The sequence below is a fragment of the Rhodopirellula sp. UBA1907 genome (genome assembly GCF_002337565.1).
Taxonomy (GTDB): Bacteria; Planctomycetota; Planctomycetia; order Pirellulales; family Pirellulaceae; genus Rhodopirellula; species Rhodopirellula europaea.
This window is the reverse complement of sequence record NZ_DDGH01000013.1, coordinates 18,485-33,939: the sequence shown is the minus strand read 5'-3', so window position 1 is coordinate 33,939 and position 15,455 is coordinate 18,485. Positions and strand designations below refer to the sequence as shown.

Annotated in this window: 11 protein-coding genes and 4 pseudogenes; 8 read left to right on the top strand and 7 right to left on the bottom strand. The window is 55.9% G+C overall.

Going from position 1 to position 15,455, the window contains the following annotated elements:
- A partial coding sequence (locus B2R17_RS03265) for a nucleoside triphosphate pyrophosphatase (RefSeq protein ID WP_286762907.1) occupies window positions 1–597 on the bottom strand: 597 nt, incomplete at its 3' end.
- A gap of 496 nt (window positions 598–1,093) precedes the next feature.
- Between B2R17_RS03265 and B2R17_RS03260 the strand changes: the two genes are divergently transcribed.
- Window positions 1,094–2,830 carry a DnaA ATPase domain-containing protein gene (locus tag B2R17_RS03260; RefSeq protein ID WP_286762829.1) on the top strand — a complete coding sequence of 579 codons (1,737 nt, stop codon included), beginning with the start codon at window positions 1,094–1,096 and terminating at the stop codon, window positions 2,828–2,830.
- Window positions 2,831–2,933: 103 nt separating this feature from the next.
- A complete protein-coding gene (gene dnaB / locus B2R17_RS03255) occupies window positions 2,934–4,382 on the top strand; it encodes a replicative DNA helicase (protein ID WP_008653015.1) in 1,449 nt (482 codons plus the stop codon).
- A gap of 72 nt (window positions 4,383–4,454) precedes the next feature.
- Here the strand turns inward: dnaB and B2R17_RS28280 are convergent.
- The 4 pseudogenes from B2R17_RS28280 to B2R17_RS28265 form a co-directional block, all read right to left on the bottom strand.
- Window positions 4,455–4,508 (bottom strand): annotated as a pseudogene (locus B2R17_RS28280) (hypothetical protein); the annotation flags it as partial.
- Window positions 4,505–4,741 (bottom strand): annotated as a pseudogene (locus tag B2R17_RS28275) (DUF1589 domain-containing protein); the annotation flags it as partial. The pseudogenes B2R17_RS28275 and B2R17_RS28280, both read right to left, overlap by 4 nt.
- Window positions 4,702–4,824, bottom strand: a pseudogene (locus B2R17_RS28270) (hypothetical protein); the annotation flags it as partial. The pseudogenes B2R17_RS28275 and B2R17_RS28270, both read right to left, overlap by 40 nt.
- Window positions 4,802–4,862, bottom strand: a pseudogene (locus B2R17_RS28265) (hypothetical protein); the annotation flags it as partial. The pseudogenes B2R17_RS28265 and B2R17_RS28270, both read right to left, overlap by 23 nt.
- 135 nt (window positions 4,863–4,997) lie before the next feature.
- On the opposite strand from B2R17_RS28265, the gene B2R17_RS03245 reads away from it, so the two are divergent.
- A complete protein-coding gene (locus tag B2R17_RS03245; protein ID WP_414707212.1) occupies window positions 4,998–5,558 on the top strand; it encodes an REP-associated tyrosine transposase in 561 nt (186 codons plus the stop codon).
- A 274-nt stretch (window positions 5,559–5,832) separates the two neighbouring features.
- Here B2R17_RS03245 and B2R17_RS03240 read toward each other — a convergent pair whose 3' ends face one another.
- On the bottom strand, window positions 5,833–7,464 hold the full coding sequence (locus tag B2R17_RS03240) for a DUF4153 domain-containing protein (protein WP_286762826.1): 1,632 nt from the start codon (window positions 7,462–7,464) through the stop codon (window positions 5,833–5,835).
- A 380-nt stretch (window positions 7,465–7,844) separates the two neighbouring features.
- On the opposite strand from B2R17_RS03240, the gene B2R17_RS03235 reads away from it, so the two are divergent.
- The 5 genes from B2R17_RS03235 (at window position 7,845) to B2R17_RS03215 (ending at window position 13,374) form a co-directional block, all read left to right on the top strand.
- Complete coding sequence (locus tag B2R17_RS03235) at window positions 7,845–9,575, top strand: DUF11 domain-containing protein (protein WP_339888402.1); 1,731 nt, start codon at window positions 7,845–7,847, stop codon at window positions 9,573–9,575.
- A 341-nt stretch (window positions 9,576–9,916) separates the two neighbouring features.
- Entirely contained in the window at window positions 9,917–10,774 is an 858-nt protein-coding gene (locus B2R17_RS03230; protein ID WP_286762824.1) for a DUF1206 domain-containing protein, read from the top strand.
- Between the two features lie 351 nt (window positions 10,775–11,125).
- Window positions 11,126–11,989: a DUF2314 domain-containing protein gene (locus B2R17_RS03225; RefSeq protein ID WP_286762823.1), complete on the top strand. Its 864-nt coding sequence runs from the start codon at window positions 11,126–11,128 to the stop codon at window positions 11,987–11,989.
- A gap of 180 nt (window positions 11,990–12,169) precedes the next feature.
- Window positions 12,170–12,958, top strand: a complete 789-nt coding sequence (locus B2R17_RS03220; RefSeq protein ID WP_339888400.1) for a carbon-nitrogen hydrolase family protein — start codon at window positions 12,170–12,172, stop codon at window positions 12,956–12,958.
- Between the two features lie 86 nt (window positions 12,959–13,044).
- On the top strand, window positions 13,045–13,374 hold the full coding sequence (locus tag B2R17_RS03215; RefSeq protein ID WP_286762821.1) for a hypothetical protein: 330 nt from the start codon (window positions 13,045–13,047) through the stop codon (window positions 13,372–13,374).
- Window positions 13,375–13,376: 2 nt separating this feature from the next.
- On the opposite strand, the gene B2R17_RS03210 is transcribed toward B2R17_RS03215, so the two are convergent.
- Window positions 13,377–15,257: an arylsulfatase gene (locus tag B2R17_RS03210; RefSeq protein WP_286762820.1), complete on the bottom strand. Its 1,881-nt coding sequence runs from the start codon at window positions 15,255–15,257 to the stop codon at window positions 13,377–13,379.
- Window positions 15,258–15,455 lie beyond the last annotated feature (198 nt).

Sequence of the window (15,455 nt, the reverse complement as noted above, 5' to 3'; positions counted from 1 at the left end):
TTCCGCCAGTCGTTCCATCGGTAATCCGACAACGTTGCTTTCACTATCGCTTCCAATGACCTTTAACCAGTCGTTTCCGTCTTGAAAGCCGAAAGCTCCTGCCTTGCCTTCCCATCGCAAGCTATCCAGGTGTTCGGTCAGTTGCTCCTCGGTCAGTTCCGACATCTGCAATCGAGTTCGAACGACATCGGCGACAAACTTCTCTTCCCGGCGTGACCAAATGCAGACGCCGGTGAAGACATCGTGATTGCGTCCGCTGAGCAAACGCAGCATTTCTTCGGCGTGATCTCGGTTGTGCGGTTTGCCCAGGATATTTCCCACGCACGAAGCAACGGTGTCGGCGGCCAGCACCAAACCATCGTCGATGCGTGCGACCACGTCGGCGGCTTTTCGGTACGCCAGACGTCCCACCATTTCGGGGGCAGTCTCTCGGCTACAGATTCCACACTCGGCGGAGTCGGAGGCCGGTTGAACCGAGAATTCGTATCCCGCCGCGGAGAGCAATTGTGCGCGTCGCGGAGACCCACTGGCCAGGATCAATGATTCCGGATTTGGCGATGCCGAGCCAGGTAATTCCGCTCGCGGAAGGTCGGTCATTAAAGGGAGGTCTTTCGTCATGGCATCCAGTTTATCGGATGCTGGCGAGGCGTCTTCCCGGGGAGTGCCGAAACGGCGATTTCGGCACCAAAATTCTTATCAACACGGTTCGAGGTTCGTAAGTCACTGACACACAGTCGTTTACGCGAATGACATTTTGAAGAAGGTTTTGTGTGGAAAAGGTTACCGACAGATTTTCCACGAGTCACCAAACTCGCCTTGCCGACACTGAAGAGACTCCGTCATGATCTCGGACCGCGAACGAGTCGGGATTTCCCGACCCCGCCGGATGACCTCTCGCCATGTCGGCCTCCACGCTCCAAAACTTCACTCAATCTATTTGACTTGTTTGCTAGCAAACCTAGAATCTGCCCCAACGTCGTGAGGGAGCACATCACTCGGCGACACTCATCGCTTCGAAGAATCGCAGCCACGCTGGCCGCCCGATTCGTCGCCCGTGTTAACAAAATCCATGAGGGAGGTCTGCGCAACCGGTATGTCGTCGACGCAAGGTAGCATCGAGACGCAGGAAGCCATTGAGCGGTTCGCCGAGGCTTTGCATCAACGCATCGGCGCTGACCGATACCGGTTGTGGTTCACCCATGGGGTTGGCTTCGACTTGGAGGTCGGCGATTCACCCGATGATGGCAAGCCAACCGTGGTGGTGGTCATCCGCACCAGCGGTCCATTCGCGGCACAGCGGATGGGCAACAGCTTTGCGACCGAACTGCGCGCCGCGGCAATGATCGCTTGCGGTGAACGAGCTCGCTATCGCATCGACGTGGAAGAAGCGGAGCAACCCGCACCAAAGAAACGAACTCGCGCCGCAAAGGTTGCTGCTGAAAAGAAAGCGACAACCAAAAGCGGCGGACGTCGATCAACGGCACGTCAAACCAGCGCTCGTACGACAGCAGGCCGGCAATCCGGTGGGCGCTCATCGACTGGTCGTCGCGGATCAGCAAACAGTCTCGCCAGTCTTCTGGCTCAATCGACCGCAACGGGCAGCGAAAAATCCGGTGGCTCTCGTGGAGGGAAAGGTCGCTCGCGCGGTCGCGTTGAACACGACCCAATCGCGGCGTCGGAATTGCCAGCCGATGAACGCTTCGATGACGAAGAGTTGGAAGACGAAGAAGTCGCCGTCTCAACGCCTCGGTCGTCGAAGTCCAAGCTTCCACCGCTTCCCGAATCACAACCGACCGGCGGCCGAACGCTCGACAGTTTCATTACCGGTCCCTGCAACGAGTTCGCGTTCTCCGCTGCGATGATGGCGGTCGCGACACCCTCCGTTGCCACACCGCTTTTCTTGCACGGTCCAACTGGAACGGGCAAGTCTCACTTGCTGGCCGCGCTTGCGAACGAATTTCGCACTCGCCGCCGAATGCGTCGCGTTGTTTTGCTGACCGCGGAACAATTCACCAATGACTTTGTCGTGTCGGTGGGCTCGACCGGTTTGCCCGCGTTTCGGCGTCGATATCGTGACGTGGATGCGTTGTTGATTGATGACGTTCATTTCTTGGCCGCCAAAACGGCGACCTTGCGAGAAGCTTTGTACACCGTCGAAACCTTGGCATCGGCGGGCAAACCCCTGGTGTTCTCCGCCAACCTGCCACCCAGCGACATTCGCGGATTGACCGGCGAAGTGGCGGGGCGAATGGCATCGGGGCTGGTTTGCCCCCTGGCGGCGCTCGACCAAGAAACACGTTTCAAGTTGTTGCAGCGGATGGTGGCGACCCGCTGTGTGCTGGGATGTGACAACACATTGTTGGAAGAAGTCAGCGAATTGATCGGCGGCGACGCTCGTGCGGCCGGCGGAATCGCGAACCTGATCGGCATGCTCCAGCGAATGTTCCGCCGCGAACCCACGATCGACGAAATTCGTCGCTACGGGGGCGATTTGCTGCGAAGTACCCAGGTGGCACCGACGCTGCGGAGCATTGAAAAAGCCGTCTGCGAAACATTCGGACTTGAAGGCGACGGTCTTCGCGGCAAAGCTCAAACGAGACGGGTCAGCGAACCTCGCACCCTCGCGATGTACTTGGCTCGCCAACACACCGGCAGTGCGTTCACGGAAATTGCCAAGCATTTTGGTCGACGCAGCCACTCCAACGCGATCTCCGCAATCAGTAAAGTGGAGACTTGGTTGTCCAGCGGCAAACCCATCGGCGCCGGTGACGGTGCCATGTCGGCGCAAGACGCCATCGCTCGCGTGGAATCACGTTTGCGAGTTGGCTGAGTCGCCGGATGACTCAACGCCTTGCATTCTCATCGCCATCCATTCTGATTGAGTGGAATCGTTTCTTTGAACCATCCATCCGACCCCAACGGCAGCTTCACGGATGATCGCAGACAACAAATTCGACGGACCTCATCGCGGTAAGAAGAAGAAAGAAGCTTCGACCAGCGAGATCCTTGCTCGGCAGCAACCGTTCGATCGCGAAGCTGAGATGGGCGTGATCGGTTCCGTTTTGCTGATGCCCGATATCTGCGACGAGATCGCGTCGTTGAAAGCGGATGACTTCTACGACGAAGCCAACCAGATCATCTATCGCCACCTTCGAGACATGTTTGACTCGGGGGAAAAGATCGACATCACGTTGCTGGTGTCTCGGATGCGTACCGCGGGCGACTTTGAAAAAGTCGGCGGGGCGGCGTACCTGGCTCAGCTTGGTGGCAGCGTCGCCAATGCGGCGCACGCGGCTTTCTATGGCGAGATCGTTCGTGAAAAGGCGATGTTCCGTCGCTTGATCGAATCCGGCACCGAGATCCTGCGTGACGCCTACGAGCAAACCGGTACCGCGAAGGAACTGTGTGCCCAAGCGGAACAAAAAGTTTTCGCGATCATGGAAGGCCGGTCGGGCAACTCGGTTTGGGCGATCAGCGACGTGCTGCACCAAGCGATGGATCGCATGGAAGCACGGATGCGTGATGACTATGTTGAAGGTGGTGCGGAAACCGGTCTGACGGACTTTGACCAAATGACCGGCGGTTTGCACCACGGTGAGCTGATCATTTTGGCCGCTCGTCCTTCGATGGGTAAAACGGCACTGGCCATGAACATCGCCGAACATTGTGCGATCGTTCAACGTGAACCGGTCTTGTTCGTCAGTTTGGAAATGTCGGCGATCGAATTGGCTGACCGGATGCTTTGTAGTTTGGCTCGCGTGAACGGTCACCGTTTGCGAAACGGAACGATCAGTTCCGATGACCGCGACCGCTTGGTTTCCAAAGCCAACGACATTAGCCAAGCTCCGCTGTTCGTGGATGATTCGCCCAGTCGAACGGTCAGTGAAATCGCCGCAGCGGCTCGTCGGATCAAGCGAAAAGAAGACGGTCTTGGGCTGATTGTGATTGACTATTTGCAGCTCATCGAACCGGACAATTCGCGTGACCCTCGGCAGGAGCAGGTTGCAAAGATCGCTCGTCGTTTGAAAGGGATGGCACGGGAATTGGAAGTCCCACTGTTGTGTTTGTCCCAGCTCAACCGGCAAGCGGAAGATGGCAAGGATCACCGTCCGAAGCTGTCTCACCTTCGTGAGTCGGGTGCTATCGAGCAGGATGCCGACGTTGTGATGTTTGTTCACCGTGAGGAGTACTATCACCGCGGTGAAGACAAGGCTCAGTTCGCTGGACAAGCCGAAATCATCATCGCCAAACAACGGAACGGTCCGGTCGGCGATGTCGAACTGACCTGGGAAGGCGACTTCACGCGGTTCAGCAACCGCGCCGCTGAACATCACAGCGAATTCGACGACTACCGCGAATTCACCAGCCCCGGCGGCTTCTGAATCCTGCTTCTCCCGTAGGCCAGGTTCCACCTGGCGATGGTGGTATGCCGGACTGTTCACCACACCGCTGGCATGCCCAACCGCGAACACGCCTCGCTTCGTTCCAAAGCATCGGCTGGGCGCCAGGTGATAACTTGGCCTACGTGTTGATGTCTTGGTAGCTGGATTCGCCCGAATTCAGATGTTCGAGATGGTGGGATCCGAATTCTGGCGAATCCGGCTACGGGTGTGGTGGCCTTGCTAACGCGGCGGGTTATGACGGGGGAGTCCGTAGGCCAGGCTGTGCCTGGCGGGGTGGCTTGACGGTTGTCTTTGGGTCTTGCGGGAGTGCCTGGACGACTCGCTTCGTTCCAAAGCATCGGCGTGGATGCCATGTGGAACATGGCCTACGGCGTTGCTCTAGCGTAGGCCAGGTTGTACCTGGCGATGGTCGCTGGCCGGGGTTTTTACCATGCCGTTGGCATGTTCCGTCGCGAACACGCCTCGCTTTGTTCCAAAGCATCGGCTCGGATGCCATGTGGAACATGGCCTACGGCGTGAACGACCACTGAGGTCGGGCGGGGTGGTTCAAATTTGCAAATGGAATCGCCTCTGCAAACCTGCTATGAATTTGGGATGTCAAACTTTCGTCGCAAGCATCTTCCGGGTGAGACCTTTTTCTTCACTTTGGTGACCTACCGACGTCGTCCTTTGTTTCGATCTGGTCTCGCAAGGACTTGTTTGAGAGAAGCCATGGAAGAGCAGATTCGGACGCATCCATTCAACCTGTTTGCGATTTGCTTGTTGCCCGATCATTTGCATTGCGTCTGGATTCTGCCGCGTGGGGATTCGGACTACTCGGCTCGGTGGCAAGTGATTAAGAAGTGCGTCACGCAGCGTTACCTAGATGGTGGCGGAGTGGACTTGCCCGTTACGGATGGCGAGCGACGCCAGAACAGGAAAGGGATCTGGCAATCTCGGTTTTGGGAGCACACCGTTCGAGACGAACAAGATTTGGAACGGTGTGTGGACTACCTTCACTGGAACCCTCGCAAGCACGGATTGGTCAGTCGAGTGCGCGACTATCCTTTTTCGAGCTTTCATCGATTCGTGGAAGAAGGCCAGTATGAATTGGATTGGGGCGGAACGGATCCGGAGTTTGGGCGAGCCAACAAAACCAATTGGGGCGAACCGTGAGGTTCGCCACGAAGACACACGTAGGCCAGGCCCAGCCTGGCGATGGTCGCTGGCCGGATCACTCACCACACCGATGGGATGTTCGGTCGCGAGCACTCCTCGCTTTGTTCCAAAGCATCGGCGTGGACGCCATGTGGAACATGGCCTACGGCGTTGCTCAAGCGTAGGCCAGGTTGTACCTAGCGATGGCCGCTGGCCGGAAACTTTGCACCATCAAAAGCCTTCCAAAACACGACCAAAGCTCGGTTTGAACGAATGATTCAGTTTCCAAACCTCAATACCACTGCATGGCGTAGTCTTTGAAGCGTTGCAGGGTGGACCGGCGTTCGGCGGGATTGGCGAATCGAGTGGAGAGCTCTGGATGATCGGCCAATCGAGCGGCTAGCATTCGGGTGGCTCCTTGGTGTTCACTCCAATGAGTCGTCAACTTTGCGGACAGCTCTGCTTCGCGAATTGCCAGGCGAGCTTGAACGCCTTCTCGAATAATCGGATCGGGGTGTTCGAGCAGATGGAACGTCGACAGCAAACCTTCGTCGCTGATCGGTTTGACAGCCAGCATCACTGAAGGTGCCGAGTATCCGGCATTGACTCGCGAAACGTTGTATCGATGGGCGAGATAGTCGACGGGCGTGACGCTGTAGGCGATCACGACGATGGTCAAAGCCAGCATCTGAGATCGGAGCAGCCACCAGAAGTTCTTGGTGTTGGCGATCTTGTAGACAACCAAAGCGAATCCGATCACGACGGCAGTGATTCCGAACAACCCGACCATCCGCAGTTGAGTCATTCCGTTGTAGCCGATGTAAATCATCAACCGGTTGTAAACCGCCAAGGCGAGCAACAGGTTTTCTGCCGACCAAATCCACGCCCATCTTCGAACTTGCGGCATGCGAGGGTCGGCCAAGAGACTGCGTCCGAAAATGATCGACAACGAAACGGTCGCCAGGCCCAAAGCGATGGTCAACCACGCTGCGCCTTGATGAGCGTACCCCGCGTAGTAGAACCCTTCGGGGAAATCTCGCCGCCAAAGCGTCCAGAATTCGAAGCAGAGGTAGGCGGCGAAAAGACTGGTCACCGCAATCAGCGTGTTGCGATAGGCGGAGTACAGTCCCGATTCCGCAGTCGTGGCAATCGATTCGTCTTCGCTGTTGCTACCGAATCGAAGGAAAGGACGAAGGGGGCGAATCAATCCAACGCCGATGGTCAACGCCAAGACACAGAATGGGATTTCCCAAACCGAGAAATTGCTCAGCCAGTTGAAGGTGAACTTCCAAGCGGAACGAACGTGGGTCCCAACCCAGGAAACCAAATCGGGGTTGGCCATCACGAAGATCCCGCCAAACGCCAAGACCGCGGCGGCCGGCAGGAAGATCGACGCCAGACGGTGGTGGTTGCGGACTTGGTCGATCGCTTGATGAGTCATCCGGTAGCGGGAGATGCGGTTGGCTCCGTCGACCAAACTGCGTCCGAACCAAAGAAACCCTTCTAGCACGAAAGGGACGACGCCGCTGGCGGCCATCGACATCGCCACGATCAACAAGATCGCCGAACCGATCGCAAGCGGTGAGCCTTGCCAAAGCAAACGCAAGGCAACGAGAGCGGACAACATGCCACAGACCGCAAGCGACCGACTATGAGGTCGGCTGGTCGCCGCGTACCGGAAGAGAATAGGCGTCAGAACCACGAAGATCGCCACGGAGAGGTAGGTGGCGAGGCGAAAAATCAGCACGTCCGCGGCAAAGGTCCAGACCAACGCCGCTGTGATTTCGCGGGTTGCCAGCCGAATGGGGATCCCGTGGTCTTTGGATGCGATCGTTGCGGTTGCATCGGGAGACGGATCAATCGGGGGATTCAAGTTGCCGGACATCGCGATTCGCCTTTGTTGAGAAAAGAACGGCCAAAGCATTGATCTCATCATGCTCGTGGCCATCAGGCTGCAGGCCACGTTCAATCCATCTTGCCGTGGACAATCCCAGTATAGACCGGAGCGATCGCCGGATGCCAATCGACGCGGTCCAGCGGGCTTGGCCGGCGTTTGAGAGAAGGTCGATCGGCTTGGTCGATCACAGACAACCGATGGATGAGATGGCACGGCCAGAAAGACCAATCCGTTTGTTCGATTCACGAACACGGTGCGTCGTGAACGTTCAAATTTTTGATCTGACGAACCAGCATGCCGTGTATCAACCACGGGATGCACCCAAGAGTTTGCATTCTTGGAATCTTCATTGGAGAAAGCGAGCCGCTGGCATAGCCCTTGCACGAAGCCGCCTCCGTCATCTCTCAATGACGCACGTTGTTTCCAATCCGATTTCCAACCTAGACAAGAGGTATGTCATGACTTCATTTGGAAGAAGTCTCTTCTTCGCAGCAGCCGCCGTATGTTCCGCGTCGTTGCTCTCGTCCGCCCAAGCCCAAACGTCTTTGTCGACAGGCGACGGACTATTGAAGGTAACCAGTCAGATGCCGGAGGAGGTTCGGCTCGGCGAAAGCTTCAACTACACGGTTGAGGTTTCAAACATCTCTGACCAAGTCACTTTGCACCGAGTGAAGTTGGCTCAGAAGAAGGCAGAGGGATTGTCCATCGAGTCAGTTTCTCAGCAGGGTGAGAAGGCAAACAAGCAGCAATCTCAATCCGAAGCCGAAGAAAAGAAGAACAGCAACAAGAATCAAATGTTGATTCAGATGCTGAAGCCCGGTGAATCGCGAACGTTTGATGTTCAAGCGGTTGCTGATCAGGAAGGTGAGATTCGCAGTTGCCTGGAAGTGGTCAGCTACAAACCCGCAATCTGCCTGACCAGCGAGGCGGTCAAGCCTCAGCTCGAGCTGACCAAAGTTGCGCCCAAGAAAGCCAATCGATGCAACGTCATCAAGATGGAATACACGCTGAAAAACGGCGGGAGTGGCGATGTCGGGCCAATCACGATCAAGGATTCTCTTGGTGACGGTCTGGCCACGATCGAAGGAAACAACGAATTAAAGTTCGATATCGACGGACTCGAAGCAGGCGAAACCCGCAAGTTCATCGCTCGTGTGTACGCATCGAAGAGCGGCGAATTTGGTAGCCGTGCGGAAGCCAAAGCGACCGAGAGTGATTTGAGTTCACGAAGCAAGGAAACTCAAACGAAAGTCGTTTCCGCTGACTTGATCGCCAAGGTCGAAGGCCCCAACCGTTTGTACGGCAATGACTTGGCGCATTTCACAGCGACTATTACGAACCAGGGCAATGCACCGGCTGAAGACGTTCGGGTAAATTTGATGTGGCCGGAAGCAGCCAACTTGGCTGATGTGAGCGAGCCACAGATGAAATCAAATCAGTCGCAACAGAACGATTCGAAGAACCAATCGGATGGTCAGCCCACGCCAGCGAATTCGGATCAGAAATCGGCTTCGAACCAATCGGAAGGCAATGGTAACAACGATCCGTCAAAGCAAAACGATTCGCCCAAGATGGCAGAGAAAACGCTGACTATCGATGCGTTGAAACCTGGTCAGAGTGCCACGATTGACTATGCAATTCGCACTGGCGAATTGGATGAAATTCCAACGAAGGTCAAGGCAACCAGCGTTTGCACCGTCGATGTCGCCGAAGATGAAGAGGACGCAACGACTCGAGCCACCGCAACGGCGATGGCGCGTGCAAAAGTTGTTCGCCTTCCCGCGTTGCAGCTAACCGTTGTGGATGACGAAGATCCAGTGAACAACGGCGGCGAAGTGACCTACACGATCAAAGTTTGGAACGAAGGGGATGCGATCGACAACAATGTTCGTCTGACCGCTGAACTGCCAGACGGGTTGAAGTTCGTGTCCGCTGACGGGCCAACCGAACTGAAAGAAGAAGGCCAATCGATCCAGTTTGCTCCCATCAAGAAGATGCAACCTGGTGATGAAGTGACCTATACCGTGAAGGCAGAGGGCGACGGGGAAGGCTCGGTACGATTGACGACTCAATTGGCCAGCCAATCGCTTTCGTCGAAAATCACCGCGGAAGAACCCACGCGAATTTTCAAACGCTGAGCGAATGAACGCCAGTCTGACTGGTGATTCACGGAGAATTCAAAAGCAGGTTCGCGGTCTCAAGGCCGCGGGCCTGTTTGACGTTGGTGCTTGCGGGCAGGTACGAGAAGTCTTGCAAAGCATTGATCCGCGAAGGCTCTGGCACAGGTCGCCAATTTGGTGCCGACTGTTGATGGATGAAATGCTGCGATGCGAGGGCGGGTGTGCGCAATTGTGTCGGGATGAAGGCCAATCGGTATGGGGTTTGCGAACCATGTGACAGCAGTTGGTCTCACAGGATTCTGCCGCAGTGAGGTCCATGCTGTCATTCTCATCCGCTGTGTTCCATCGAGGCCCGATCCATGTCCGCTGACGCCACTTCCCGTTTCTCTTGGCACGGTTTTCAAGAAGCTCGTTTGCCACAAGTTCCCTCTTGGGTGGAGACGCTCGGTCGTGCGGGACACATCGCCAAGGGTGTGGTGTATTTCATCGTCGGCTTCCTCGCTTTTCGCGTTACCATCGGCGCCGGTGGTGAGGTCGGTGGGTCTCGCAACGCGATTCGCGAAATTGGCGAGCAACCCTACGGCAAATTCTTGTTGGGATTGGTGGCGATTGGTTTGCTTGGCTACACCGCTTGGCGTTGGGTCCAGGCGATCAAAGACACCGAGGGTGCGGGAACGGAAGCGAAAGGTTTGGTGAAGAGAACCGGTTATGCGATCAGTGGTATCGCCTATCTGGTGCTCGGATGCTATGCGGGATCGTTGTCGCTTGGGTTTGTTGGGGGATCATCGAGTGGCGACTCATCCGGTGCATCTTTCTTGCTCGACAGTACGCCGGGACGGATCGTCCTTGGTGTCGCGGGCGCGGTCACGATAGGCGTCGGAATCTACTTCATGGTGAAGGGCTACTACGCCAAGTTCATGACGAAGTATCAGTTGGCCGAAATGGGCGACACGTTTCGAACGACGGCACTTCACGCGGGTCGAATTGGTTTGATCACGCGTGGAATTGCCTTCGCGATCATCGGATTCTTCTTGGCCCAATCGGCTTGGCAGGGGACTGCCAATGGTGAAATTGCGGGCAAGGGTGACGCTCTTTCTGCGATCGCCGGCCAGATATACGGTCGAATTCTATTGGGCATCGTTGGGTTTGGTTTGATGGCCTATGCGGTGCATATGTTCTTGCTCGGTTGCTACCGAAGATTCAACGTCGCCAGTTGAAATTGCGACACTGATCGAAATTCTCACTCACAAATCGCGGACTTGTAAGAGTCGCTGATCGTGCGATTCAGACGAGGGGCTTACGGGGCGTGGTGTCGCTGTACGCCTGTTCGGCGGGGCGGATTCCGCTGTAGCGGCCCATTGCGGGCGCCATCTGGGGTATGCTAAGGCGTTCCAAGCAACTTCGCCCTGGCACTGATCGATGCCAACTTTGCAAACCGCGTGGTGTGTTGGTGAGAGAGCTTCGAAGCTTGGACGAGTATCCACGTTGGCGATCGGTTTGTCCGTCAATTCGCCTTCGTGCGTTGTCGTGTGCAAGTTTCTTTCGATCAGCAAGGTTGGGGTTGAGCAATGTCATCACAAGCATCTCCTGTTTTCCATACACCTGGAAATGATTCCGAGATGAAGGAAGCGGCGGCCAAGGCTCGCAAGACGTTTCGCTACTTTTGGCGTGAGATGTCCTGGGAACGCCGTCGGATTATCCCAGGATTGGAGTTGTCGGCGGTGAAGGCAACCTTCACCGATCCGCCGGAACTTCGGTCAGAGGATCCTGATGCATTGGAATGCGAACACATGTGGCTGATGGATGTTGATTTTGATGGCCGCAAAATCGAAGGCACGCTGATCAACGCTCCGAGTTCGTTGCAGTCGGTTCATGAAGGCGATCGTGTCCGGATCCCAGGACGCCAACTGTGCGACTGGATGTATGTGACGTTGGGCGAAGTGTATGGCGGATTCACCGTTGATCTGATGCGGTCGCGGATGAGCAACGCGGAACGCAAACAACACGATCAGGCATGGGGATTCGACTTTGGTGAAGTCGGGATGGTGAATTTGGTTCCACCCGACTACATCGGTGAGACCACGGCGAAAAAGAAAGGGCTGTTTGCTCGGTTCAGCCATCCTGAAGTGAAACCTCAGGACTATGCGAAGGTTGCTGAGAACGAGCACCCCATGTCAGTAAACATGCGTGAGTCACTCGACGAGACGTTGACTGAAAATTCAGACCTTTTGAATGAGGCCGATGACAACGGCTACACGTTCTTGCACCAACTCGCGTTGGCAGGGTCGCTCGATGGGGTGGATGTCTGTTTGAAGCACGGTGCGGATCCGAACGGCGTCGCTGAAAACGGGATGACGCCGTATACTTTGGCAAAGTGCTTAGGTTGGAAACGCGTGATGGCACGGTTGCAAGAGGCGGGGGCAACTGGCTGACCTGATTGAGGAATGCCCAGATGGTCTGAGTTATCACGCAATGTCTGCGCTCGAGCAAACTGCGGGCGGCCATCCCGCCCGTTTTCGAAGTATCTCACTCAGATGGATTGTTCCGCGATGAACTCTGCTCGGTATTCGGTACGCGCAATCGCCTTGTTTCTCTGCGTCGGTATAAGCTCATTGGCTTATGCGACGGACGCGGCAGAATCCGAGAAAGTTTGCCGAGTGGCGATGGCCCAGATCTACTGCATCGATGGCGATCGCGAAGGCAACTTGCGACGCATTGAAAACGCCGTCGAGGAAGCCTCGGCCAAGGGAGCCGAGATCGTCTGTCTGCCGGAAACCTGCTTGTACGGATGGGTGAACGCGAAAGCACATGAGCTGGCCCATCCGATTCCCGGGAAAGACACTGATGCATTGGCGAAGATCGCTCGGAAGAACCGCGTGTTTCTGTCGGTTGGATTGTCTGAAAAGGAAGGCGATCAGTTGTTCGACTCAGTCGTTTTGATCGACGATGAAGGCGAGTTGATTCTCAAACACCGCAAGATGAATGTGCTGACTCATTTGATGAGTCCGCCATACACCAGGGGCGAGACAGTTGATGTCGTCGAGACGAAGTTTGGGCGAATCGGCATGTTGATTTGTGCGGACACCTTTCATGACGAGACGGTGCAGCGGATGGCTGGCAAACAACCCGATTTATTGCTGGTTCCTTATGGATGGGCAGCGAACGCGGTTGATTGGCCACAGCATGGTACCTCTCTTCGAGACACCATCGCCCGCGCGGCCAAAACGATTGGATGTCCGATTGTTGGGACGAATGTGGTCGGCAGTATCAGCGGCGGTCCGTGGCAGGGAATGATCTACGGCGGTCAGAGCTACACCGTCACTCCGGAAGCCAGGGTTCTGGCGCAGGGAGCTGACCGGGATCGGGAAATTTGTGTGGTGAACCTGCCGGTTGGGGAGTGAGGAAAGTGTCTCAGGGCCACAGGGTGTCGTTGGTTTGTGGATGATCTATTGATGATTCGTTTTGCACCTCTTAGAAAAGTTCATTGATGTCGCCCGAATTCAATCCTTATTCTGTCGGTGACGGTGCGGACAACCATTCGGTCGCCGAGGAACCCAGGACGTTCTGGCATAGCCTTTTGGTGTTTGTGCGAGTTGGTTTGGTTTCGATCGTTTGGATGGTCGTCTACTTTTTTGTGTCAGCAATGGTGCTTGGTTTTTTGACGGGCATTTACTTTTCGGTTCGCTATTCAGCGGGCAGCCCCCCGGCGAATCCAAGTGCCTGGTTCAGCATCGCCTGGATGCTCGCACCCCAGTTGATTGGTGTGATCGGGCTTGTGCTTGGATTGCTGGGGAAATTGCCAGGGACCCGGCGGTGACGTCAATCTTCGACGCGTTGAACGTCGACGTAGTAAGCACCGCAGATGGAATCTTGGTTGCCGTCGAGCATCCAGGTTTGCATCTCGATTGGGCCGGCGCTGAGTTGCGTTCGGAACGTGATCGATTGGCCAGATGAATCCGCCGGGCTGGTTTGATCGAAGTCGCCGATCTTGAGTCGGCCGGCCTTGATTGGCAGGGCGGCACCAGCGGGAAATGTTCCGTCAGTGACTTGCTTCATCGGAATGGCTTGGTCGAGTTTCAAACCTGATTCTTTGGGCCAACGACACAGCGCGAATTCATAGGTTCCGGGTTGGTCGACGATCAGATGCCACACTCCGTTCTTAAGCACGCCCCGGCGGATTTGGACTTGTTGATCAACGAAGATATCCAGCCATTCGCAAGCGGTCAGCAAGCTTGGGTTCTCTTGTTCGCTGCCGATCACAACGCGTTCGGGAGTCATCACATCATCTTTCACGCCGTCCCACCATGTCGCCAAGTGCTCTCGCATTTTCGCGACGATTTCGGGGTGGTCTTGCGCGACGTTGTGGTCTTGATGAGGATCTTGTTCCACGTTGTAAAGACGTCGGTTTTCGAGCAATCGCCACTTCTTCCACATCACCGCGGCGCCGTTGCGACGAGGAATGGCGGGGTTGCCTTTGGTGTAGGTGACTTTGAACTGTGGCATGCGGCTGTAGTTGATCACCAGCATCCGATCGGCCAAAGAATCGGTAGTGCCGAGAAGCCTTGGCGCGAGGCTGGTTCCATCCAGTGAGCCGGGCAGGTGTTCCTCGCAATCGGCCAGATCAGCGAGCGTTGGCAGAAGGTCTTGCACATGTGTCAGGTCGTCGATTTTTTGAGCGGCGAGTTGGTTGGGCCAGCGGATCAGGCAAGGAACACGGTGACCGCCTTCCCATAGTTTGGTTTTGTTGCCTCGCATGCCCGCGTTGAAGTAGTGGTGTCCGAAGGTGCTGCCGTTGTCGGTCAAGAAAACGAGGATTGTGTTTTCGGCGAGTCCGGATTCATTCAGGAACCGAGTCAGCTTGCTGACGTTGTCGTCGATGTTCAAACCCATCGCCAGAAAGCTGATCAGGTCTTCGAGATTGCTGGGCGTGGTGTCGAGTTTCTGCTGGAGTTCTTCTTGCAGAGCATTGTCACGGCTGAGTATCTGTCTGGCTCGGTCGCGATATTGATCGGGAACGAACCAAGGCCAGTGTGCGGAGTTCAACGGGATGAATGCGAAGAAGGGCGAATCCTTTGTGCTGGATTGCTTTGACCACTTGATCGCTTCGTCAAAGAACACGTCGGTGCAGTAGCCGGAATACGCGACACGTTTTCCGTTGTGGATGTAAGTGTCATCGAAGTAGTCATTGTCCCAGTGATCGGGAACGCTATTGATGTGCGACGAAGGGAACCACAAGGCTTCGTCAAAGCCTCGGTCTTCGGGGCGGAAGGGGTAGTTGTCGCCGAGGTGCCATTTTCCAAAGATCCCGGTCCGGTAACCAGCGTCTTGGAAGACATCGGCCATCGTTTTCAAATCATGTCGCAACAGCGTTCGCCCACTGCTGACGTTGATCGCGGCGTTGCGAAACGCGTCCAGGCCAGACATCAATTGCCCGCGAGTTGGCGTGCACATCGGAGCGACATGGAAATCCGTGAGCTGAACGCTTTCAGATGCCAGTTGATCGATCGCTGGCGTTTGCGTGTAAGGGTTGCCGTTGAAGGAGAAGTCGCCGTATCCCTGGTCGTCGGTCATGACGACGATCACGTTGGGCGAAGTCGCATTGATCGGTTGTGGGGACGCAATGAGAAGAGCAGTGATGGCGACCGCGATTGAGATGGTCCGAACGAATGTGTCGCGGTGGTTGGAGTGGATCCAAGGCATGGTGGGATGTGGAGCAGGTAGGGCGGGGATGGATCGCCAGCATTGGCGGGGGGCGAACAGTTTAGCAGGAAGGCCGAGCCAGGTTGTTTCCTGATACGGCTGTGACGATCGTGCGGAATCTGGAGGTCGCGCAGTTTTCTGATACCGCTTTTCGGCAGATTTTTACACGGCGTACCTCTCCCGAAACGAAGTTTGGGG

Bases quoted from the DNA above. Each gene is read 5' to 3' on its own strand.
- B2R17_RS03230 (WP_286762824.1), top strand. From the start codon at position 9,917: ATGTCCGCTGACGCCACTTCCCGTTTCTCTTGGCACGGTTTTCAAGAA.
- B2R17_RS03210 (WP_286762820.1), bottom strand. From the start codon at position 15,257: ATGCCTTGGATCCACTCCAACCACCGCGACACATTCGTTCGGACCATC.
- B2R17_RS03260 (WP_286762829.1), top strand. From the start codon at position 1,094: ATGTCGTCGACGCAAGGTAGCATCGAGACGCAGGAAGCCATTGAGCGG.
- B2R17_RS03240 (WP_286762826.1), bottom strand. From the start codon at position 7,464: ATGCTTTGGCCGTTCTTTTCTCAACAAAGGCGAATCGCGATGTCCGGC.
- B2R17_RS03225 (WP_286762823.1), top strand. From the start codon at position 11,126: ATGTCATCACAAGCATCTCCTGTTTTCCATACACCTGGAAATGATTCC.
- B2R17_RS03215 (WP_286762821.1), top strand. From the start codon at position 13,045: ATGTCGCCCGAATTCAATCCTTATTCTGTCGGTGACGGTGCGGACAAC.
- B2R17_RS03235 (WP_339888402.1), top strand. From the start codon at position 7,845: ATGACGCACGTTGTTTCCAATCCGATTTCCAACCTAGACAAGAGGTAT.
- dnaB (WP_008653015.1), top strand. From the start codon at position 2,934: ATGATCGCAGACAACAAATTCGACGGACCTCATCGCGGTAAGAAGAAG.
- B2R17_RS03245 (WP_414707212.1), top strand. From the start codon at position 4,998: ATGTCAAACTTTCGTCGCAAGCATCTTCCGGGTGAGACCTTTTTCTTC.